Origin of the sequence: Variovorax multivorans, assembly GCF_051216835.1 — a bacterium.
Lineage (GTDB): Bacteria > Pseudomonadota > Gammaproteobacteria > Burkholderiales > Burkholderiaceae_C > Variovorax.
Window position 1 is genome coordinate 105,065 of record NZ_JBPJZL010000013.1, and the last position, 20,229, is coordinate 125,293.

The window sequence follows — 20,229 nt, forward strand, 5'->3', positions numbered from 1 at the left end:
TCAGTGGTCTTCTCCGAGGTAAGCCGTGCGCACTTCGGGGTTCTCGCGAATCTCTTTGGGGTTGCCTGTGGCGATGACCGTGCCGTTCACCATCACCGTGATGCGGTCGGCAATGCGGAACACTGCGTCCATGTCGTGTTCCACCAGCAAGATGGCATGCGTGGCCTTCAGCCGCGCGAGCAGCGTGAGCATGCGGTCGGTTTCCTCCGCGCCCATGCCGGCGAGCGGCTCGTCGAGCAGCAGCACGCGTGGGTTGGTGGCCAGGCACATCGCCACTTCGAGCTGGCGTTGCGCGCCGTGGCTCATGGTGCCGGCGATGCGGCCTGCTTCATGCGCGAGGCCGGCGGCTTCGAGCGCCGCGTCGGCCGATGCGTTGCTGGTGGCGCAGCCTTGCGACGATTGCCAGAACGCCCAGGGCTTGGGTGTTGCGGCTTGCGCGGCGAGCCGGCAGTTCTCGTGCACGCTGAACTCCGGGAAGATGGTCGTGCGCTGGTAGCTGCGGCCCACGCCGTCGCGCGCGCGCTTCGACTGGGCACGGCCGGTGATGTCCACGCCGTCGAGCGCGATGCGACCTTCGGAGGCTTCGATCTCGCCGGAGAGCATGTTGATCAACGTCGACTTGCCCGCGCCATTGGTGCCGATCACCGCATGGACTTCGCCGACGTGCAGGTCGAGCGTGACGGCGTTGACGGCCGTGAGGCCGCCGAAGCGGCGCGTGAGGCCTTCGACGGAAAGCAGTGCGGTCGTCATGCGGCCCCCTTCGGCGACAGGCGCTGTACCAGGCCGATCAGCCCCTTGGGCAGCAGCGCCACGAACACGATGATCGTCAGCCCCAGCGTCAGCTGCCAGTGGTCGGCCAGCGGGCCCATCACCGCATGCGTCGAGAAGATTTCCTTCAGCAGCGTGAACGCGATGGCGCCGATCACCGCGCCGCGCAGATGGCCGAGGCCACCAAGGATCACCATCAGCAGCACCTCGCCCGAGGTGTGCCATGCCATCAGCTCCGGGTTGACCACGCCGTCGCGCGAGGCCAGCAGGAAGCCCGCGAGCCCGGCCAGTGCACCGGCCAGCACGAAGGCCGCGAGCTTGTAGCCATACACCGCGAACCCGGCCGCGCGCATGCGCTGCTCGTTCACGCGGATGCCCGCCAGCGCCGCGCCGAAGCGCGAGCGGCGAATGAGCGCCAGCAGCCCGTAGGTGAATACCAGCGAGGCCAGCACCACGTAGAACAGCACCGTGCGGTTCTCCATGTCGAGCGCGCCGATGGCGGGTCGCACATACATGTAGATGCCGTCGCTGCCGCCGCCGATCTTGGTGTCGTGGAACACGAAGAAGGCCATCTGCGCGAAGGCCAGCGTCACCATGATGAAGTACACGCCGCGCGTGCGCAGGCTCAGTGCGCCGACGAAGAGGGCGTAGAGCGCGGCCGCGCCCATGGCCAGCGGCAGCAGCAGCGCGAAGTTGCCGCCTTCGCTGCCCGATGCGAGCACAGTGACGTACGCGCCGATGCCGTAGAACGCCGCATGGCCCAGGCTCACGAGGCCCGTCATGCCCACCAGCAGCTCCAGGCTCAGCGCGAAGATCGACAGGATCATCACCTTCACGATGAAGTCCGACGCATAGTTGCCCAGCAACGGGCCAGCAATGCCGATGGCCACTGCGCAGGCTACGGGCAGGAGGAAGGCGCCTTTTTTCATGGCTGTCATGGCCGCCTCCCCATCAGCCCCTCGGGCTTCCATATGAGCACGATGGCCATCAGAAGATAGATGCCGATGCCGCTCAGGTCCGCGAAGAACACCTTGCCGAAGGTGTCGACGAAGCCCACCAGCAGCGACGCCACCAGCGCCCCCGTGATCGAGCCGATGCCGCCGATCACCACCAGCACGAAGCAGATGATCAGCACGCTCGCACCCATGTTCGGGTACACCGAGGACATCGGCGCGGCGATCATGCCGGCCAGTGCCGCAAGCGCCACGCCAGCCGCGAACACGATGCGGTAGAGCCGCTTCACGTCGATGCCAAGGCCGCGCACCATGTCGCGGTTGCTCGCGCCGGCGCGGATCATCATGCCCAGCCGCGTGCGGTTGACCACCCAGTACAGCCCCACGGCCAGCACGATGCAGGCGGCCGATGCGAAGAGGCGATACCACGGGTAGCTCATGACGTTGCCCAGCGCGAAGCTGCCGTCGAGCCACGCGGGCACCTTCACGCCGTGCACGTCGTTGCCCACGAGGATGGAGCGCAGCTCCTCGAACACCAGGATCAGGCCGTAGGTCATCAGCACCTGCTGCAGATGATCGCGCTGGTAGAGGTAGCTGAAGAAGGCCCATTCGAGCAGGTAGCCGAACACCGCGGCAAGCACCACGCCGGCCACCAGCATCAGCAGGAACTGGTCGCCGAAGAGCGGCGCGAGCGCGAACGCCATGTACGCGCCGATCATGTAGAAGCTGCCGTGGGCGAGGTTGATGACGCCCATGATCCCGAAGATCAGCGTCAGCCCCGAGGCCACGAGGAAGAGCAGGAGTCCGTACTGAACCGAGTTCAGGCACTGGACGAGGAAGGTTCCGAAATCCACCGTGTGAGATCCCAGTTGGTTGTGGTTGCCGCAAGGCGGCTCGCGGCCCGTGAACTCAGTCGAGGGCCGCGAGGGAACGAGACAAACGAAGGGCTTGTGGCCCGCTTACATCCTGCAGCCGCGGGCTGGATCGGCCAGTCCCTTGATGGCCGTGCTCACCAGCTTGTTTTCCTTGCCCTCGACCTTGCGCAGGTAGATGTCCTGCACCGGGTTGTGCGACTTGCTCATCGTGAACGTGCCGCGCGGGCTGTCGATCTTGGCTTTCTCGATGGCGGCCGTGAACTCGGCCTTCTTGCCGATGTCGCCCTTGGTGGCGGCAAGGCCCACGCCCAGCATCTGCGCCGCGTCGTAGCCCTGCACGGCATACACGTCGGGCTGCAGCTTGAAGGCCTTGGCATAGCCGACGCGGAAGGCGTTGTCGCGTGCCGTGTTCAGGCCGTCGGCGTAGTGCAGCGTGGTCAGCATGCCCTGCGCGGAATCGCCTTGCGCATCGAGCGTTCCATCGGTCAGGAAGCCGGGGCCGTACAGCGGAATGGTCTTGTTCAGGCCGGCGGCCTGGTAGTCCTTCACGAACTTCACCGCGCCGCCGCCCGCGAAGAAGGCGTACACCGCATCGGGCTTGGCCGCCGCGATCTCGGTCAGCAGCGCCTGGAATTCCACGTTGGGGAAGGGCAGCGTGAGCTGCTTGTCGACCTTGCCGCCGTTCTTCTCGAAGCCTTCCTTGAAGCCGTTGACCGACTCGTCGCCGGCAGCGTATTTCCAGGTGATGGTCATCGCCTTCTTCTTGCCCTGCTGCTTGGCCGCCACCTCGCCCATGGCGAAGGCCGGCTGCCAGTTGCTGAACGAGCTGCGGAAGATGTTGGGCGCGCACATCGGGCCGGTCACTGCGTCGGCGCCGGCGTTCGGCACGATCAGCACGGTGCCGCTTTCCTTCGCGGCCTTGGCCATGGCCATCGCGACGCCCGAGTGCACGGTGCCGACGATCACGTCGACGTTGTCGCGCTTGATGAGCTTGTTGACGTTGTCGGTGGCCTTGGCGGGGTCGGACTCGTCGTCGACCTTGAAGTATTCGATCTCGCGGCCGGCGAGCTTGCCGCCTTGCTCGTCCACGTAGAGCTTGAAGCCGTTCTCGATGGCCACGCCCAGGGCGGTGTAGGTGCCGCTGTAGGGCAGCATCAGGCCGACCTTGAGCTTACCGGTGCCCTGGGCGCCGGCGGCCGAGGCCAGCGCGGCAAAGGCAATGGCCGTGAGGGCCAGTCGGGCGGTGCGGATTGTCATGATGTCTGTCTCCTGTTTTTGGTGATGAAAGAAGTGGCCGCGACGATGACACGATCCGGCTGATCGCGATGCGGGGAATGCCCGCATTCAGGGATTTCGAGCAGCTCGCAACCACTGACGCGCGCGGCGATGTCGCGGATCTGCGCAAGCGTGCCGTACTCGTCGTCGATGCCCTGCACGGCGAGCACGGGGCAGCGGATGGTGTCGAGCTCCGCCTCGATGTTCCAGTCGCGAAAGGGCGGGTGCAGCCAGATGCGGTTCCAGCCCCAGAAGGCGGAGTCGGCACTGTCGTGGTAGCGGCCCAGCTTCTTCGGCAGGTCGGTGCCCAGGTACGCGGTGCGGGCGATCTCGATGTTCGCGACGGTCTTGTCTTCCACGAAGATGTGCGGGGCGAGCACGACCAGGCCTTCGACCTTTTCGGGGAAGCGAGAGGCGTACAGCAGCGCGATCGAGCCGCCGTCGCTGTGGCCGAAGAGCCAGGGCTTCTGGCCATCGAGCCCCAGCGCGGTGAAGAGGGCGGGCAGCACTTCGTGCGCCTGGCGGTGCATGAAGTCGACGTCCCAGATCTCGTCGTCGGCGCGCGGGGTGGAGCGGCCGTAGCCGGGGCGCGAGAAGACCAGGCCTCGCGCATTGGCGGCGTCGCAGACTTGCGCGGGGAAATCCTTCCACATGGCGACGGAGCCCAGGCCTTCGTGCAGGAACACGATGAGCGGTGCATCGGTGCGTTCGGGGGAAATCCACTGGCACTCGATCTGCACGCTGCTGCCGCGCCAGTCGATGGTGGCGAACTCGGGCGTGCTCATGCCTGCTTCTCGCGCTCGCGCAGCCGGAAGCGCTGGATCTTGCCGGTCGCCGTCTTCGGCAGCTCGCTCACGAACTCCAGGAAGCGCGGGTATTTATATGGCGCAAGGCGTTCCTTGACGAAGGCCTTCAGCTCTTCCTCGGTTGCCGCGCTGCCGTCCTTCAGCACCACGAAAGCCTTGGTCTTGGTGAGCCCTTCGGCGTCTTCCTTGCCGATGACTGCCGCTTCGAGCACGGCCGGGTGCTGCATCAGCGTGGCCTCGACCTCGAAGGGCGACACGTAGATGCCGCTGACCTTCAGCATGTCGTCGCTGCGCCCGGCGTAGGTGAAGTAGCCGTCGGCGTCGCGCGTGTACTTGTCGCCGCTCTTGGTCCAGCCGCCCTGGAAGGTCTCGCGCGACTTCTCGCGGTTGGCCCAGTACATCAGGGCCGAGCTGGGGCCGCGGATGTAGAGGTCACCCACTTCGCCGTCGGGCACTGGGCGGCCGTCTTCGCCGCGCAGTTCGACCTCGTAGCCGTCCACCGGCTTGCCGGTGGTGCCGTAGCGGATGTCGCCGGGACGGTTGGAGATGAAGATGTGCAGCATCTCGGTCGAGCCGATGCCGTCGATGATTTCGCAGCCGAAGTGCGCCTTGAAGCGCTGAGCGATCTCGCCCGGCAAGGCTTCACCGGCTGAAGAGCACATGCGCAGCGCCACTGCTTCGCGCGCAGGCAGCTTGGGCGATGCGAGCATGCCCGCGAAGCCGGTGGGCGCGCCGAAGAACACGGTGGGCTTGTGCTCCACCCAGCGACGGAAGGTGGCGTCGGGAGTTGGCCGCTCGGCCATCAGCACGACGGTGGCGCCCACGGAGAGCGGGAAGGTCAGCGCATTGCCAAGGCCGTATGCAAAGTACATCTTCGCGGCCGAGAAGCACACGTCGTTCTCAGTGAGGTCGAGCACGGGCTTGCCGTAGAGCTCGGCCGTCCACCACAGGTTGGCGTGCGTGTGGACCGTGCCCTTGGGCTTGCCGGTGGAGCCGGAGGAATACAGCCAGAAACCCGGGTCGTCGGAAGCGGTTGTCACGGGCGACGGCAGGGGCTCGACTGCGGCGAGCGCTGCATCGAATTCCTTCGCGCCATCGGGCAGGGCGCCCGTGGGCTGCGACACGAACAGCGTGTGCACTTCATGGCCACCGCGTGCCATCGCCTCCTGCAGCGTGGGCAGCAGCGCGCCCGACACCAGCACCGCCTGCGCGCGGCTGTGATCGAGCATGTAGGCGTAGTCGTCGGGCGTTAGCAGCGTGTTGACTGCCACCGGCACGACGCCGGCATAGAGGCTACCGAGAAAGCTCACGGGCCAGTCGTTGCCATCGAGCATCAGCAGCAGAACGCGCTCTTCGCGGCGGATGCCGGCTGCCTTCAATGCGGCAGCCAGCCGGCGCGCGCGGTCTTCGAGCTGGCCGTAGCTCAGCGTGCCTCGGTCGTCGATGTAGGCGGTGCGCTCGGCGCGGCCGCGGTTGAGGGCGAACAGATGCTCGGCGAAGTTGAATCTTGTGGGCAGGGTCATGGTCTTGTCTCCTTCGGCCGTGTTCTTGTTCTAGAGGCCGAGCGCGGCGATGACGCCGGGGCTCGCCTGCACCGCGCTGCGGCGGTGATAGAAATCGAGCGCGCGCAGCCCGCCGAGCTCGGCGCCACCGCCCGCGCGGCCGGGGCCGCCGTGCAGCGACATCGGCATCACGTTGCCGTGGCCGGTGTGGGCCTGCGCCACTTCGGGGGTGATGACGTGCACGCGGCCGTGGCTTGGCGCGACCGACAGCGCGGCTTGCGCCAGAGCTGCGTCATCGCTGCCATATAGAGAGGTGACGAGCGAGCCCTGGCCGCGATGCGCCAGCGCGATGCCGTGCGCGAGGTCGCGGTACGGCAGCAGCGTGGCGACGGGGCCGAACACTTCCACGTCGTGCACGCGCTGCGCCGCATCGGCATCGCGCGCGCCGAGCAGCACGGGGCCGATGCAGGCGGCCACGGCCGGGTCGGCGTCGATCAGCGGCTTGTTGCGGCTGTCATGCAGCACGGTCGTTTGCGCGGCCAGTGCGTCGAGCCCGTCGCGCACCGCGTTCAGCTGCGCGCGGCTCACGAGCGAACCCATGCGCACGTTCTCGTTGCGCGGGTTGCCGACGGTGATGCCCGCGAGCTTGGCGCCGATGGCTTCGGCTGCCGCGTCGTACACCTCCGCCGGCACCAGGATGCGCCGGATGGCCGTGCATTTCTGGCCCGACTTGACCGTCATCTCGCGCACCACTTCGCGCACGAGCAGGTTGAAAGCCTCGCTGCCGGGCGCGGCGCCGGGCAGCAGCAGGGCGCTGTTGAGGCTGTCGGCCTCGATGTTCACGCGCACCGAGCGTTCGGCCACGGCGGGGTGCGAGCGGATCACCGCGGCCGTCTCGGCCGAACCGGTGAACGAGGCCACATCGAAGGGCTGCAGCGCGTCCATCAAACCGGCTGAGCTACCGCACACGATGGAGAGCGCCCCGGCGGGCAGCACGCCCGCATCGACAACGTCCTTCACCATGCGCTGCGTGAGCCAGGCGGTGGCCGTGGCGGGCTTCACGATCACGGGCACGCCCGACAGCAGCGCGGGTGCGGCCTTCTCCCACAAGCCCCACGAGGGGAAGTTGAAGGCGTTGATGAACAGCGCCACGCCCTGCGTCGGCACCTGCAGGTGCTGCGACTGGAATACCGGCTCCTTGCCGAGCTTCACGGCTTCGCCGTCGCGAAGCGCACGCACGTCGCCGAGCGTGTCGCCCCATTTCGCGTACTGGCCGAGCGTGAAGATCGCACCGTCGATGTCGACGGCCGAATCGTTTTTCACCGTGCCTGAATTGGCGGTGGCGATCTCGTAATAAGCATCGCGGTTGGCCTGCAGCACTTTCACGATGGCTGCGAGCAAGGCGGCGCGCTGGCGGTAGGTGAGGGCGCGCAGCGCCTCGCCACCCTGTTCGCGCGCAAAGGCAAAGGCCGCGGGCAGGTCGAGGCCGGTGGCATCGACGCGCGCAAGCTCGGTGCCCAGCACCGGGTCGAACAGGGGCGTGCCGGCGCCCGATCCGCTTTGCCAGCGGCCGGCGACGTAGTTGGAAAGGAGTTCGGTCATTGGGTGAACTTGATCTGCCCCTCGGGCAGCAGATAGAGGACGAGCGCGCGGCCTTGGGCCACGGTCGGGCGGTGCGCGGTGCCGGGCCCGTAGACGCACCAGCCCGCGGGCCGTCCGTCGAAGGTGGCGGCGCTGTCGTCGAGCGGCATGATCAGGTCGATCTCGCCGTTCGGATGCGTGTGGTGCGGGCCGGCGATGTCCTTCATGTCGACCACGTCGACCGAGAAGCGATGCAGCGCGTCTTCGGCCTTGAAGACGCGGCCGTACCTGATGCCGCCGCCCTCGCGCTCGCAAAGCCAGCCTTCGGCCACGCCGCCGATGCAGGCCTGGCGCAGTTGTTCGAAGCTGGCGCTGCCCGCGCCGTGGGTGGCGTTGAGCCACTGGTCGAGGGCGCCGTCGAGCGGCCTGCCGGCAATCTCGGCGGTCAGGCCGGCGATCAGCTGGTGAAATGCTTCCTTGCCGGTGGCGGGAGTGCTGCTGTCGGACATCGTGGGGCCTCGAACTTTGGAACTACCTTGCAGGATCACTGCGCGTGCAGTATCTTGCGTGTGGCCGAACAATAAGCATCGAGACAATGAGTGTCAAGCAATATAGTGCATCTATGGTGTTTACCCTGAGCGCGCACAATCCCGGCGAAGAACGAGGAATTGCATGAATGAGCATGTAGACGCGGGGCTGGCTGCCGCGCTGGAAAGCGGCAATGGCGGCAGCAACGGTGCCCCGGGCCACGCCGTCGCCGGGGAGGCGAAGAATCCGCTGCTGGTGGCGTTGGGCGACCGCGTGCGCAACCTGCGCGCGCAGCGTGGCCTCACGCGCAAAGCTGTGGCTATTGCGGCCGACGTGTCGGAGCGCCACCTGGCCAACCTCGAATACGGCATCGGCAACGCGTCGATCCTGGTGCTGCAGCAGGTGGCCGGTGCGCTGCACTGCTCGCTGGCCGAACTGGTGGGCGACGTCACGACCAGCTCGCCCGAGTGGCTGCTGATCCGCGAACTGCTCGAGAACCGCAGCGAATCCGACCTGCGCCGCGTGCGCGTGGCGCTTGGCGAGCTGCTGGGCACCGCCTCGGTCGACCCGGCGCGGCACCGGCGCATCGCCCTCGTGGGCCTGCGCGGTGCGGGCAAATCGACGCTGGGACAGATGCTGGCCGAAGACCTGGAGTTGCCCTTCATCGAGCTGAGCCGCGAGATCGAGAAGCTTGCGGGCTGCAGCGTGCGCGAGATTCACGACCTGTACGGCACCAACGCCTACCGCCGCTACGAGCGCCGCGCGCTCGAGGAGGCCGTGCAGATCTACAGCGAGGTGGTCATCGCCACACCCGGCGGCATCGTCTCCGACCCGGCCACCTTCAACGAACTGCTCGCGCACTGCACCACCGTATGGCTGCAGGCCGCGCCCGAGGAGCACATGGGCCGTGTGGCCGCGCAGGGCGACACCCGCCCGATGGCGGCCAGCAAGGAAGCGATGGAAGACCTGCGCCGCATCCTGAACGGCCGCGCCGCCTTTTATTCGAAGGCCGACCTGTCGGTGGACACCAGCGGCAAGACGCTGTCGCAGAGCTTCCAGGCCCTGCGCTCCGTTGCCCGCCAGTCCATGGGCCTGGTCTAGGCACCTGAAATCTGAAAAAAGCGCTACAGGCATTGACTTGCCTTGTCGTATGCATCATGATGCATGTCATCGGAGCAAGAAAGTGCACTATCTTTCCTGTTCACGGTTTCCGAACACTGCCCCACAGGAGACTTCCGCATGACCGACACCACCACGCTCCAGGCGCCCCCGCGCGTCGACTACCGCACCGAACCCGGCCAGTACCGCCACTGGTCGCTGAGCTTCGACGGCGCCATCGCGCGCCTCGTGCTCGACATTGCGGAAGACGGCGGCATCCGCCCCGGCTACAAGCTCAAGCTCAACAGCTACGACCTGGGCGTGGACATCGAGCTGAATGACGCGCTCAACCGCGTGCGCTTCGAGCACCCCGAAGTGCGCAGCGTGATCGTCACCAGCGGCAAGGACCGCATCTTCTGCTCGGGCGCCAACATCTTCATGCTCGGCGTCTCGGGCCATGCCTGGAAGGTCAACTTCTGCAAGTTCACCAACGAGACGCGCAACGGCATCGAAGACTCCTCGAAGCACTCGGGCCTGAAGTTCCTCGCAGCCGTGAACGGCGCCTGCGCCGGCGGCGGCTACGAACTGGCACTGGCCTGCGACGAAATTCTGCTGGTGGACGACCGCTCCTCCGCCGTCTCGCTGCCCGAAGTGCCGCTGCTCGGCGTGCTGCCCGGCACCGGCGGCCTGACCCGCGTGACCGACAAGCGCCACGTGCGCCATGACCTCGCCGACATCTTCTGCACCAGCGTCGAAGGCGTGCGCGGCCAGCGCGCAGTCGACTGGCGCCTGGTCGATGCGGTGGCCAAGCCCGCGCAGTTCGCCGCTGCCGTGCAGGACCGCGCTTCGCAGCTCGCCGCAGGCAGCGACCGCCCGGCCGGTGGAAAGGGCGTGGCCCTGACTCGCCTCGAGCGCACCGACAGCGCAGACGGCATCGCCTACTCGCACGTCAACGTGCAGATCGACCGCAGCAAGCGCACCGCCACGATCACCGTCAAGGCCCCGACCGGCACGCAGCCGGCCGACGTGGCCGCCATCGAAGCCGCGGGCGCCGCCTGGTGGCCGCTCGCTGTGTGCCGCGAAATCGACGACGCGATCCTCAACCTGCGCACCAACGAACTCGACATCGGCACCTGGCTGCTCAAGACCGAAGGCGATGCAGCCGCCGTGCTCGCATCCGACGCCGTGATGCTCGCCAATAAAGACCACTGGCTGGTGCGCGAAACCATCGGCGCGCTGCGCCGCACGCTGGCACGCCTCGATGTTTCTTCGCGCAGCCTGTTCGCGCTGATCGAAGCGGGCTCGTGCTTCGCCGGCACGCTGGCCGAACTGGCCTTCGCGGCCGACCGCACCTACATGCTCGCGCTGCCCGACGACGCAGGCCGTGCGCCCAAGCTCACGCTGAACGAGTTCAACTTCGGCTTCTTCCCGATGGTGAACGACCAGAGCCGCCTGCAGCGCCGCTTCTATGAAGAGGCCGCGCCGCTCGAAGCCGCGCGCGCCGCCGCCGGCAAGCCGCTCGATGCCGACGAAGCACTGAAGCTCGGCCTCGTCACCGCCGCGCCCGACGACATCGACTGGGACGACGAGATCCGCATCGTCATCGAGGAGCGCGCCGCCATGTCGCCCGACGCGCTCACCGGCCTCGAAGCCAACCTGCGCTTTGCGAGCAAGGAAAACATGGCCACCCGCATCTTCGGCCGGCTCACCGCCTGGCAGAACTGGATCTTCAACCGCCCCAACGCCGTTGGCGAGAAGGGTGCGCTCAAGGTCTACGGCACCGGCGAAAAGGCCGGCTTCGACATGAACCGCGTTTGAGCTGACAGTCCGTACAACCCAAGGAACAACGATGAGCACGATCAACTACAGCGAGAAGATCCCCAACAACGTCAACCTCGGCGAAGACCGCACGCTGCAGCGCGCGCTCGAAGGCTGGCAGCCCAACTTCATCAACTGGTGGGACGACGTGGGCCCCGAAGGCTCGACCAACCACGAGGTGTACCTGCGCACGGCCGTGAGCGTCGACCCGCAGGGCTGGGCCCAGTTCGGCCACGTGAAGATGCGCGACTACCGCTGGGGCATCTTCCTGAACCCGGGCGACGCCAACCGCGAAGTTCACTTCGGCGACCACAAGGGCGAGAAGGCCTGGCAGGACGTGCCCGGCGAACACCGCGCCAACCTGCGCCGCATCATCGTGACGCAGGGCGACACCGAGCCCGCTTCGGTCGAGCAGCAGCGCCACCTGGGCCTCACGGCGCCCAGCATGTACGACCTGCGCAACCTGTTCCAGATCAACGTGGAAGAAGGCCGCCACCTGTGGGCGATGGTCTACCTGCTGCACAAGCACTTCGGCCGCGACGGGCGCGAGGAAGCCGAAGCGCTGCTGCAGCGCACTTCTGGCGACGAGAACAACCCGCGCATCCTGGGCGCCTTCAACGAGCGCACGCCTGACTGGCTCGCGTTCTTCATGTTCACGTACTTCACCGACCGCGACGGCAAGTTCCAGCTTTCGGCGCTGGCCGAAAGCGCGTTCGATCCGCTCGCGCGCACCACGAAGTTCATGCTGACCGAAGAAGCGCACCACATGTTCGTGGGCGAAAGCGGCGTGTCGCGCGTCATCGCACGCACCGCGCAGGTCATGAACGAGCTGAAGACCGACGATGCGCAGAAGGTGCGCGCCGCGGGCTGCATCGACCTGGGCACCATCCAGCGCTACCTGAACTTCCACTACAGCGTGACCATCGATCTGTTCGGCGCCGACCAGTCGAGCAACGCCGCCATCTTCTACAGCTCGGGCCTGAAAGGCCGCTACGAAGAAGGCAAGCGCACGGACGACCACATCCTCAAGGGCCAGACCTACAAGGTGCTGGAAGTGAAGGAAGGCCAGCTCGTGGAGAAAGACGTGCCGATGCTCAACGCGTTGAATGAAGTGCTGCGCGACGACTTCATCAAGGACTCGGTGGCCGGCGTCGGCCGCTGGAACAAGGTGCTGGAAAAGGCCGGCATTCCGACCCGCCTGGTGGTGCCGCACAAGGCATTCAACCGCCAGATCGGCGCGCTCGCCGGCATCAAGATGTCGCCGGAAGGCCGCGTGGTGAATGAGGTCGAATGGGCCGCCAAGCGCGACGAATGGCTGCCGAGCGCCGAAGACTTCGCTTTCGTGGCATCGTTGATGGGCCGTGTGGTGGAGCCGGGCAAGTTCGCAGGCTGGATTTCGCCGCCGGTGATGGGCATCAATCGCCAGCCGGTGGACTTCGAATACGTGCGTTTCGGCTGATTGGTATTACTCCCTCTCCCCTCGGGGAGAGGGCAGGGGTGAGGGTAGGCGGCGTCCCCACGACAAGCCGCTGCCCCCTCACCCTGACCCTCTCCCCAAGGGGCGAGGGAAAGGAGAAAAAGACATGGACATGGCCGTTGAAGCCGGAGTCATCAAGCAGCACCTGATCGACCCCGAGATCTGCATCCGCTGCAACACTTGCGAGGCCACCTGCCCCGTCAACGCGATCACGCACGACGACAACAACTACGTGGTGCGTGCCGACGTCTGCAACGGCTGCATGGCCTGCATCTCGCCGTGCCCGACGGGCTCGATCGACAACTGGCGCACCATGCCGCTGGTGCGTGCGTACACGATCGAGGAACAGCTCACCTGGGAATCGCTGCCTGCCGAGCTCTCGCCTGAAGAGCTGGAAGCGGCCGGCGTGTCTGCCGAAGCCGCTGGCGATGCCGCCGCGCCTGAGCAAACCCAGGCGCAAGCCCAGGCCGCGGTCGAATCCGTCGAGCCGGCCTTCAACTCTGCGCAGTACGGCGCAACCGTGCCGCCCTGGTCGGCCGCGCACGCCTATACCAACCTCTTTCCGCCGAAGACGCCGACCACCGCCACCGTGGTCGGCAACTTCAACTGCACCGAGGCCGGCTTCGACAGCGAGACGCACCACATCGTGCTGGACTTCGGCGTGTTGCCGTTTCCGGTGCTCGAAGGCCAGTCGATCGGCATCGTGCCGCCGGGCGTTGACGCCATCGGCAAGCGCCACCATGCGCGCCAGTATTCTGTGGCCAGCCCGCGCAACGGCGAGCGGCCCGGCTACAACAACGTGTCGCTCACCGTGAAGCGCGTGACCGAAGACCACGAAGGCGAGCCGGTGCGCGGCGTGTGCTCCAACTACGTGTGCGACCTGAAGGTGGGCGACACGGTGCAGGTGGTGGGGCCCTTCGGCGCGTCGTTCCTGATGCCGAACCACCCCAGGTCGCACATCGTGATGATCTGCACCGGCACCGGCAGCGCGCCGATGCGCGCCATGACTGAATGGCGCCGCCGGCTGCGCAAGAGCGGCAAGTTCGAGGGCGGCAAGCTGATGCTGTTCTTCGGCGCTCGCACGCAGCAGGAGCTGCCGTACTTCGGCCCGCTGCAGTCGCTGCCCAAGGACTTCATCGACATCAACCTCGCGTTCTCGCGCACGCCGGGGCAACCCAAGCGCTACGTGCAGGACCTGATGCGCGAACGTGCCGCCGACCTGGCCGCACTGCTGAAAGACGGCAGCAGCCATTTCTACGTGTGCGGCCTCAAGAGCATGGAAGAGGGCGTGGTGCTCGCACTGCGCGACGTGGCGAAGGAAGCGGGGCTCGACTGGGACACCGTGGGCGCTGCCCTGAAACGCGAAGGCCGCCTGCACCTCGAAACGTACTAAGCTGCGGCGGATGAAGTTCGCCGACTTCCATGCGGGCCAGGTCATCGAGGCCGGGCCCTACGTGCTTGCCGAAGCCGAGCTCCTGCAGTTCGCGCGGGCCTACGACCCCCAGTGGTTTCACACCGATGCCGACGCGGCTGCCGACAGCCCCTTCGGCGGGCTGATAGCGAGCGGCTGGCACACGTGCTCCATCGCGATGCGGTTGGTGGTCGGTGCAGCGCTCGCCGGCTCCGAGTCTTTTGCATCGCCGGGGCTCGAGCATGTGCGCTGGCCCAACCCCGTGCGGCCCGGTGATGCACTGCGGCTGGTGGCAGATGTGATCGAGGTGCGCCGCTCCGAGAAGCGCCCCGCGCTCGGCATCCTGCGCTGGCGCTGGCGGCTCTTCAACCAGCGCGAGTTGGTGGTGCTCGACGCGGAAGTCACCAGCCTGTTCAAGCTCAAGCTGGCCGACTGAGGCTTCATCAATAAAAAAGCCCGCAACGCGGGCGCTGCGGGCTTTCTTCGGCTTGGCCGCCGGGGTTACTGCTGCTTGATGTCGACAGCGCCCGAGCCTTGGGCCTTGGCGCGAGCCTTCGCGCCGGCGTTTGCCGGTTTCACGGTACCGGCGGTCGAGCCCACGGCGCCGGTCGCGCCATTCAGCGTGCTGCCAGCGGTGTTCGCCACGCCGCCCACCGCATTCGTGGCGCCGCCGACAGCGCCCGTGGCACCACCCAGCACGCCACCGACGGCATTGCCAACGCCGCCTGTCGAGTTGCCGGCCGCGTCGGTGGCGGCAGTGCCGGCATTCGTGCGGGCACCTGCAGCCGCACCGGTGCGTGCACCGGCGCCTGCTGCAGCGCCGCCCTGTGAGGAGCCGGTGCCGGCGGCGCCCGAAGTGTTCACGTCTGCATTGACTCCCACGCCGACCCCGACGCCTTGCGCCTGGGCTGCGCCGCCGACGGCCAGGAGGCCTGCGAGCAGGGCGCCGAGGAAGATGCGGTTGTGTTGCTGTTGCTTCATGGGTGACTGTTCCTTTCGTAGCATGGTCACGATTTCAAGAACCGACCGAGGTTCGATCGATTCGGGTGCAACCATGGCCGGGCCGCTATCTGTCGCCATGTGCGCGACAGTCGCCCACACGTGTGGGAATCGGCTGTCGGCGAAATCAGAGGCTCGTACGTTAGGCCTCGGCCCGCATCAAGGCAGCAGATGCGTGCTGAAGAATGCTGTTGTCTTGCGGTTCACGTCCGGTAACACGCCAGTGCGGTCGAAGCCGGGCGGGTCGTTGAGCATGTCGCCGATCAGCCCGGTGAGGCCCGGCGGCAGTGGCGACAGCAGCGAACCGTGCCCGGCGGTGGGCATGTCGGCGATCAGTTCGCAGCGCGGCAGGCAGGCCGCGAGCACCCGGTCGCTGTGAAAGCGCGGAACCAGCCAGCGGTCTTGCCGGGCGGTGATCAGCCCCAGCGGCACGCGCGGGTTGGCCAGCGAGGCCATGTCGAAATCGGCTGATGAAGGCACGGCCGCCGCGATGGCGGCGATGCGCGGGTCGGTGTGCTCGCGCGGGGTGGCGTCGTCGAAGCGATGGCGGATGACCCACAGCGCGGTCCATTTCTTGATGCCATCGAAAGGCCCGCCCGTCAGCCGCACGATCAGGCCGACACAGGACTGGAAGTCGTCCACCAGGTTTGCCTCGCAATGCTGCTTGAACCCGGCCGGCGACCAGCGCCCGCCCGCGAGGCTCAGCGCCGTGTGCCCGCCCGCAGACATGCCGTACATGCCGACCTTGTCGAACTGCAGCAGCGGCGCGAAGCGCGGGTCGCGCGCCACCGCGTCGATGGCGCGCGACACCTCGACCGGGCGCATCGCCCAGCTGTCGGGGCCGGGGTTGCTGTCGTCCTTGTAGTTGTCGGCCTTGTGCTCGGGCATGGCGACGATGAAGCCGGCCTCGACTAGGCTGCGCGCCAAGTCCACGTGCACCCACGGCGCGCCGCCGGAACCGTGCGAGACGACGACCAGCCGGCCATTGCCGCGCACCGGCGCGCCCTGCGCCGCCACGTCGAGCGTGAAGCGGGCGCGCCGGATCGGCTGGGCAGCATCGGCGGACGGGTAGAACACCGTGACCGGGCCGTCATCGGCCGTGGCGGCAAGCTCCGCCATGCCCATCGAGGCTTGCGCCCATCCGGACCACAGGACCAGCAGGAAGATGAAATGGAAACGTCGTCGCATCGAACTCCTTGTCATCGGAGGCCCATGCCCCCGGCGACCCGGACGATGCCGCTGCGCGCCGGCCGCGTCTTGCCGAAAGCCGCAAACGCGGTTTTCGGCAAGAGATTTCAGGATTCGGCCAGCTTCTGCTTGCGGAATTCGGTGGGCGTGAGGCCGGTGGCGGCCTTGAACGCGCGGTTGAATGGGCCGATGGACTGGAAGCCCGCGGTCAAGGCGATGGTCAGCACCGGCAGCTCGCGCTTCGAGGAGTCGGCCAGCGCCGCCGTCGCCTCGGCCAGCCGGAAGCCGTTGACGAAGGCGTTGAAATTGCGGTGGCCCAGCCGCTGGTTGATGAGGCGGCGCAGTCTGTACTCGGGTACGAACAGCCGTGCGGCGAGGGCAGCGATGCTCAGGTCTTCGCTGCGATAGGCGTGATCGACGGCCATGGCGTGTTGCAAGGACTCGGCGAGGCGGTCTTCGGCGGGGTCGGGGGCCGGAGGTTCGACAGAGGTCGGTTCGACCGTGGGGATCGGCGCATCCGGAACCACCGCGACCGGAAAGAGCTCCGATCCGGCCAGCCGCACCATCCGCCAAGCCACCACCGCCACGATCAGCAGCAGCATCGCCACATCAGCCGTCGCCGACAGGCTCGACAGCTGCCCGTGCGGCGAGGCCAGCCGGACGACCAGCATCCCGACGCTGTAGCCGACGCCCGTCACCACGATGAACACGCGCAGCCGGCGCCGCCCCTCCACCAGGTCCGCCCGCCACTGCGAAGCCGCCGCCATCGCGGCCAGCACCGCGAACACCAGCGGCACGGCGCGCTGAACGCCCATCGTCATCGGCGCGAGCACCGAGGCGCTGCCCGCCACCACCGCGCAGTTGAGCGCGGCCACCGCGGCCACCACGAGCCACGCGGCGACGTGCATGGGCCGCGGCCTGAAGTCATCGTTGAACAGTGCCTGCACGAACACCCAGAACAGCACTGCATTGCCAACCGCCACGGCGACGAATGGCGACTGCCACACGCGCGGCACCAGTGCCTCGAAAGCCGGCGCGGAGCCGATGACCTGGATACACAGGCCCAGCGTCAGCAGCACGCCCGCGCGCGCGACCGGCAGGCGAGGGCGGTCGCGGCCGAGGACCAGCGCGAGCACGAGCAGCAAGGCCAGCAGCACGCCGCGCAGAGCGGCGTCGAGCAGGGTTGTCGGGGTGGGCGTCATGGTGGGGTTGGTGCGGCCGGCCCGATTCTCACCTCAGTGTCGTGACGACCGACGGGCGTTCCGGCCCCGCAAGACCCTTCGGCGCGCCACGACAAACATATGCAACTAATAATGTTGCATGAAACGAGACAGCAAGCTTTCAGCCGTTCTCCACGTGCTCCTGCATATGGCCGAGATGAACGACCCCGTCACTTCCGAGTCGCTCGCGGCCGCGATGCATACCAACCCGGTCGTCGTGCGCCGCCTCATGGCCGGCCTGCGGCAGGCGGGGTTCGTCAGTTCGGCCAAGGGCCATGGCGGCGGCTGGGTGCTGTCGTGCTCGCTGGCGGCGGTGACCCTGGGCGACATCCACAACGCCGTCGGCGCGCCCGCGCTGCTGGCTATGGGCAACCGCACCGAGAGCCCGGGCTGCATCGTCGAGCAGGCCGTGAACGCGGCGCTCGACGGCGCGTGCGACGAGGCCGAGGCGCTGCTGCTCAAGCGTTTCAACAGCATCACGCTGGCCGATCTTTCCAGGGACTTCCACCGCCGCATGACGGGCGGCGGCTTCACATCGAAGGACATTGAGCATGCGCTATGACGCTCTGATCGTGGGCGGCAGCTTTGCCGGCCTTTCCGCTGCCATGCAGCTGGCTCGCGCGCGAAGGAACGTGTGCGTCGTCGATGCGGGCGCGCCGCGCAACCGCTTTGCCGCGGCGTCGCACGGCTTCTTCGGGCAGGACGGTGTGCCGCCCCTGAAGATGATTGCCGATGCACGCGAGAAGCTGCTTGCGTATCCGTCCGTCAAGTTCGTCAATGCCAGTGCGGTGGCCGCGAACGCCGAGGGCGCGCAGGGGTTCACGATGTCCCTGGACAACGGCGAGCAAGTCTCGACCCGCAAGCTGCTCCTGGCCTACGGCATTCAGGACGGCCTGCCTGACATCGCCGGCATCAGCGAGCGCTGGGGCAAGAGCGTGTTGCACTGCCCCTATTGCCACGGCTACGAGTTCAGCGGGCGCCCGCTGGGCGTGCTCTTCCACAGCGGACACCCACCGGACCATTCGCTGCTGATCAACGAGTGGGGCCCGACCACGGTCTTTCTGAATGGCGGCGAGGGGCCCGATGCCGAGACGCGCGCGAGGCTGCAGTCGCGCGGCGTGGTGATCGAACCGGGGCGCATCGTGGGCCTGGAAGGCGCGGCGCCTCAGCTTGCCGGCGTGCGCATCGACGATGGCAGGCTCGTGCCGATCGAGGCGCTGTACGTGGTGCCGCACACGCGTCCGTCCAGCCCGCTGGCCGAACAACTCGGCTGCGCCTTCGACGACGGCCCCTTCGGCCCGGTGCTGCGCGTCGACGGCATGAAGATGACGACGGTGCCAGACGTCTACGCGGCGGGCGACCTCTCTATGAAATTCACCAATGCCACGCTGGCCTCGGCGGACGGCCTGATGGCCGGCGTGTCGCTGCATCGGTCGCTGGTGTTCGACGCTTGAACGAACTTTTTTCCCAGATCCGGGAAAAGTGGCCCCAGATCACCCTATAATCTGAGGCTTCACGCGGGAATAGCTCAGTTGGTAGAGCGCAACCTTGCCAAGGTTGAGGTCGAGAGTTCGAGACTCTTTTCCCGCTCCACATTGCAGAAAAAGGCCACCTCATCGGGTGGCCTTTTTTCGTTGGGCGGCTGCCCTGCCTGCTCAGCGGTCCGAGTGCTTCAGCAGGTAGCTGTTCGAGATCGCCTTGAACGACAGCCCGCCGTCCAGCCGCTTGAACACCACCCCCTCGCGCGAGGTGCCCGGGTTCAGCGACGGCCCTTCGGCATACGCCAGCACCTCGGCCATCGATCCGCCAAAGCGGTCGAGCGTGCTCACTTCGAGCAGCGGCACGGTGCGCACCCCTGCGCCCAGCACGCGCAGCGCGTCGACGATGGCGTTGCGCTCATCCATCCCGCAGTGGCTGCTGCGGTCGATGTCGAACACATCGAAAACGTGGAACTGCTGACCGCGCAGCTTCTCCGGGTTGCCCTGGATGCCCTCACCGATGATCTCGCCCTGCAGCGCTACATTGCGGCCCAGCGTCGCGAGCGCTTCCAGCAGGCGGTTTTCCCGCGCCACGCGCCACAGGCTGTTGCCCGGGGTTTCACGCAGTTGCCAGTTGCGCCCGCACACGCCGAGTGCTCCCGCGTTGTGGAACGCGGTCATGCTCGATCCGTCGAGCTTGACCGTGACCTCGAACGCAAGCCCGTCGTTTGCCGCAAGCACCTCCGGCAGGTTCTGGATGCGCTCCTGGTCGGTCTTGGCGATGAACGACGGAAACGCGCCCTCTACCTCGCCCGACAGGCAGGCCGGGATCACCGGCTCCCATTTGCCGATGCCGAACAGCTCGGCCCAATCGCGCTGGCGCAGTGCCGGATCGGCCAGCGCGTCGATTTCCGCGAACTGCGACAGCGGCAGGATCAGCCCCTGCGAGATCTGGCCGCGCAGCTTCATCGTGCGAAGCCGCACGCCGCGCTGTTCGTTCCAGGTGATCGCGGCCTTCTCCAGGAAGGCGAAGCGTGGATCGTCGAGCGGCAGGAACGCGTCGATCTCGAAGAAGACGCAGCGGTCGCCGACGGCGAACTCCCCCTTCTTGATGACGACGGTCCAGCCTTCGACGATGGCGCATTCGATGGCATCGGCCCCGGGGATGGGGCGGATGGCGTCGACGGTGCGGACGGTGACGAGTTTGCGCATGGTTGTTTTCTCCCTGTGGTTGATGGTGACGCAAAAGAAA

General features: G+C 67.1%; 19 protein-coding genes and 1 tRNA gene. 8 read left to right on the plus strand and 12 right to left on the minus strand.

Annotated elements, in window-relative coordinates; translation table 11 throughout:
- The 8 genes from ACSFCA_RS28455 to ACSFCA_RS28490 form a co-directional block, all read right to left on the minus strand.
- Complete coding sequence (locus tag ACSFCA_RS28455) at nucleotides 1-750, minus strand: ABC transporter ATP-binding protein (RefSeq protein ID WP_258351993.1); 750 nt, start codon at nucleotides 748-750, stop codon at nucleotides 1-3.
- Nucleotides 747-1,706 (minus strand): branched-chain amino acid ABC transporter permease, encoded by a 960-nt coding sequence (locus tag ACSFCA_RS28460; RefSeq protein ID WP_435461839.1) that lies wholly within the window; start codon nucleotides 1,704-1,706, stop codon nucleotides 747-749. Before ACSFCA_RS28460 ends, ACSFCA_RS28455 begins: the two co-directional genes overlap by 4 nt.
- Complete coding sequence (locus ACSFCA_RS28465; protein ID WP_093057064.1) at nucleotides 1,703-2,575, minus strand: branched-chain amino acid ABC transporter permease; 873 nt, start codon at nucleotides 2,573-2,575, stop codon at nucleotides 1,703-1,705. The genes ACSFCA_RS28460 and ACSFCA_RS28465 overlap by 4 nt, the downstream gene beginning before the upstream one ends.
- 105 nt (nucleotides 2,576-2,680) lie before the next feature.
- The gene (locus ACSFCA_RS28470; protein ID WP_258351991.1) at nucleotides 2,681-3,853 is read right to left on the minus strand and encodes an ABC transporter substrate-binding protein; all 1,173 of its coding nucleotides are present in this window, start codon (nucleotides 3,851-3,853) and stop codon (nucleotides 2,681-2,683) included.
- On the minus strand, nucleotides 3,850-4,656 hold the full coding sequence (locus ACSFCA_RS28475; RefSeq protein ID WP_435461838.1) for an alpha/beta fold hydrolase: 807 nt from the start codon (nucleotides 4,654-4,656) through the stop codon (nucleotides 3,850-3,852). The genes ACSFCA_RS28470 and ACSFCA_RS28475 overlap by 4 nt, the downstream gene beginning before the upstream one ends.
- On the minus strand, nucleotides 4,653-6,200 hold the full coding sequence (locus ACSFCA_RS28480) for a benzoate-CoA ligase family protein (protein ID WP_435461837.1): 1,548 nt from the start codon (nucleotides 6,198-6,200) through the stop codon (nucleotides 4,653-4,655). The genes ACSFCA_RS28475 and ACSFCA_RS28480 overlap by 4 nt, the downstream gene beginning before the upstream one ends.
- Nucleotides 6,201-6,230: 30 nt before the next feature.
- Entirely contained in the window at nucleotides 6,231-7,781 is a 1,551-nt protein-coding gene (locus tag ACSFCA_RS28485) for a 3,4-dehydroadipyl-CoA semialdehyde dehydrogenase (RefSeq protein ID WP_435461836.1), read from the minus strand.
- Entirely contained in the window at nucleotides 7,778-8,269 is a 492-nt protein-coding gene (locus ACSFCA_RS28490) for a DUF4863 family protein (protein WP_435461835.1), read from the minus strand. Before ACSFCA_RS28490 ends, ACSFCA_RS28485 begins: the two co-directional genes overlap by 4 nt.
- 163 nt (nucleotides 8,270-8,432) lie before the next feature.
- Here ACSFCA_RS28490 and ACSFCA_RS28495 point away from each other — a divergent pair, with 163 nt between their 5' ends.
- The 5 genes from ACSFCA_RS28495 to ACSFCA_RS28515 all read left to right on the plus strand — a co-directional run bounded on the left by ACSFCA_RS28495 (nucleotide 8,433) and on the right by ACSFCA_RS28515 (nucleotide 14,528).
- On the plus strand, nucleotides 8,433-9,389 hold the full coding sequence (locus ACSFCA_RS28495) for a helix-turn-helix transcriptional regulator (RefSeq protein WP_258351986.1): 957 nt from the start codon (nucleotides 8,433-8,435) through the stop codon (nucleotides 9,387-9,389).
- Nucleotides 9,390-9,527: 138 nt separating this feature from the next.
- Nucleotides 9,528-11,204 carry a 2,3-epoxybenzoyl-CoA dihydrolase gene (gene boxC / locus ACSFCA_RS28500; protein ID WP_435461834.1) on the plus strand — a complete coding sequence of 559 codons (1,677 nt, stop codon included), beginning with the start codon at nucleotides 9,528-9,530 and terminating at the stop codon, nucleotides 11,202-11,204.
- 31 nt (nucleotides 11,205-11,235) lie between these two features.
- A complete protein-coding gene (gene boxB / locus ACSFCA_RS28505; protein ID WP_093174765.1) occupies nucleotides 11,236-12,663 on the plus strand; it encodes a benzoyl-CoA 2,3-epoxidase subunit BoxB in 1,428 nt (475 codons plus the stop codon).
- Nucleotides 12,664-12,787: 124 nt separating this feature from the next.
- Nucleotides 12,788-14,074 carry a benzoyl-CoA 2,3-epoxidase subunit BoxA gene (boxA, locus tag ACSFCA_RS28510; RefSeq protein ID WP_258351984.1) on the plus strand — a complete coding sequence of 429 codons (1,287 nt, stop codon included), beginning with the start codon at nucleotides 12,788-12,790 and terminating at the stop codon, nucleotides 14,072-14,074.
- Between the two features lie 10 nt (nucleotides 14,075-14,084).
- Nucleotides 14,085-14,528: a MaoC family dehydratase gene (locus ACSFCA_RS28515; RefSeq protein ID WP_435461833.1), complete on the plus strand. Its 444-nt coding sequence runs from the start codon at nucleotides 14,085-14,087 to the stop codon at nucleotides 14,526-14,528.
- Nucleotides 14,529-14,593: 65 nt separating this feature from the next.
- On the opposite strand, the gene ACSFCA_RS28520 is transcribed toward ACSFCA_RS28515, so the two are convergent.
- The 3 genes from ACSFCA_RS28520 to ACSFCA_RS28530 form a co-directional block, all read right to left on the minus strand.
- On the minus strand, nucleotides 14,594-15,073 hold the full coding sequence (locus tag ACSFCA_RS28520; RefSeq protein WP_435461832.1) for an adhesin: 480 nt from the start codon (nucleotides 15,071-15,073) through the stop codon (nucleotides 14,594-14,596).
- A 177-nt stretch (nucleotides 15,074-15,250) separates the two neighbouring features.
- Nucleotides 15,251-16,279: an alpha/beta hydrolase family protein gene (locus ACSFCA_RS28525; RefSeq protein ID WP_435461831.1), complete on the minus strand. Its 1,029-nt coding sequence runs from the start codon at nucleotides 16,277-16,279 to the stop codon at nucleotides 15,251-15,253.
- A gap of 107 nt (nucleotides 16,280-16,386) precedes the next feature.
- Nucleotides 16,387-17,481 carry an AraC family transcriptional regulator gene (locus ACSFCA_RS28530; RefSeq protein ID WP_435461830.1) on the minus strand — a complete coding sequence of 365 codons (1,095 nt, stop codon included), beginning with the start codon at nucleotides 17,479-17,481 and terminating at the stop codon, nucleotides 16,387-16,389.
- A 118-nt stretch (nucleotides 17,482-17,599) separates the two neighbouring features.
- Here ACSFCA_RS28530 and ACSFCA_RS28535 point away from each other — a divergent pair, with 118 nt between their 5' ends.
- The 3 genes from ACSFCA_RS28535 to ACSFCA_RS28545 all read left to right on the plus strand — a co-directional run bounded on the left by ACSFCA_RS28535 (nucleotide 17,600) and on the right by ACSFCA_RS28545 (nucleotide 19,092).
- Nucleotides 17,600-18,061 carry an RrF2 family transcriptional regulator gene (locus ACSFCA_RS28535; RefSeq protein ID WP_258351981.1) on the plus strand — a complete coding sequence of 154 codons (462 nt, stop codon included), beginning with the start codon at nucleotides 17,600-17,602 and terminating at the stop codon, nucleotides 18,059-18,061.
- Nucleotides 18,051-18,953 carry an NAD(P)/FAD-dependent oxidoreductase gene (locus ACSFCA_RS28540; protein WP_435461829.1) on the plus strand — a complete coding sequence of 301 codons (903 nt, stop codon included), beginning with the start codon at nucleotides 18,051-18,053 and terminating at the stop codon, nucleotides 18,951-18,953. Before ACSFCA_RS28535 ends, ACSFCA_RS28540 begins: the two co-directional genes overlap by 11 nt.
- A gap of 63 nt (nucleotides 18,954-19,016) precedes the next feature.
- Nucleotides 19,017-19,092 (plus strand) — tRNA-Gly (locus ACSFCA_RS28545).
- A 62-nt stretch (nucleotides 19,093-19,154) separates the two neighbouring features.
- Here the strand turns inward: ACSFCA_RS28545 and ACSFCA_RS28550 are convergent.
- Nucleotides 19,155-20,189, minus strand: coding sequence for an RNA ligase (ATP) (locus ACSFCA_RS28550; RefSeq protein ID WP_435461828.1), 1,035 nt, complete (start codon nucleotides 20,187-20,189; stop codon nucleotides 19,155-19,157).
- Between the last annotated feature and the right edge of the window lie 40 nt (nucleotides 20,190-20,229).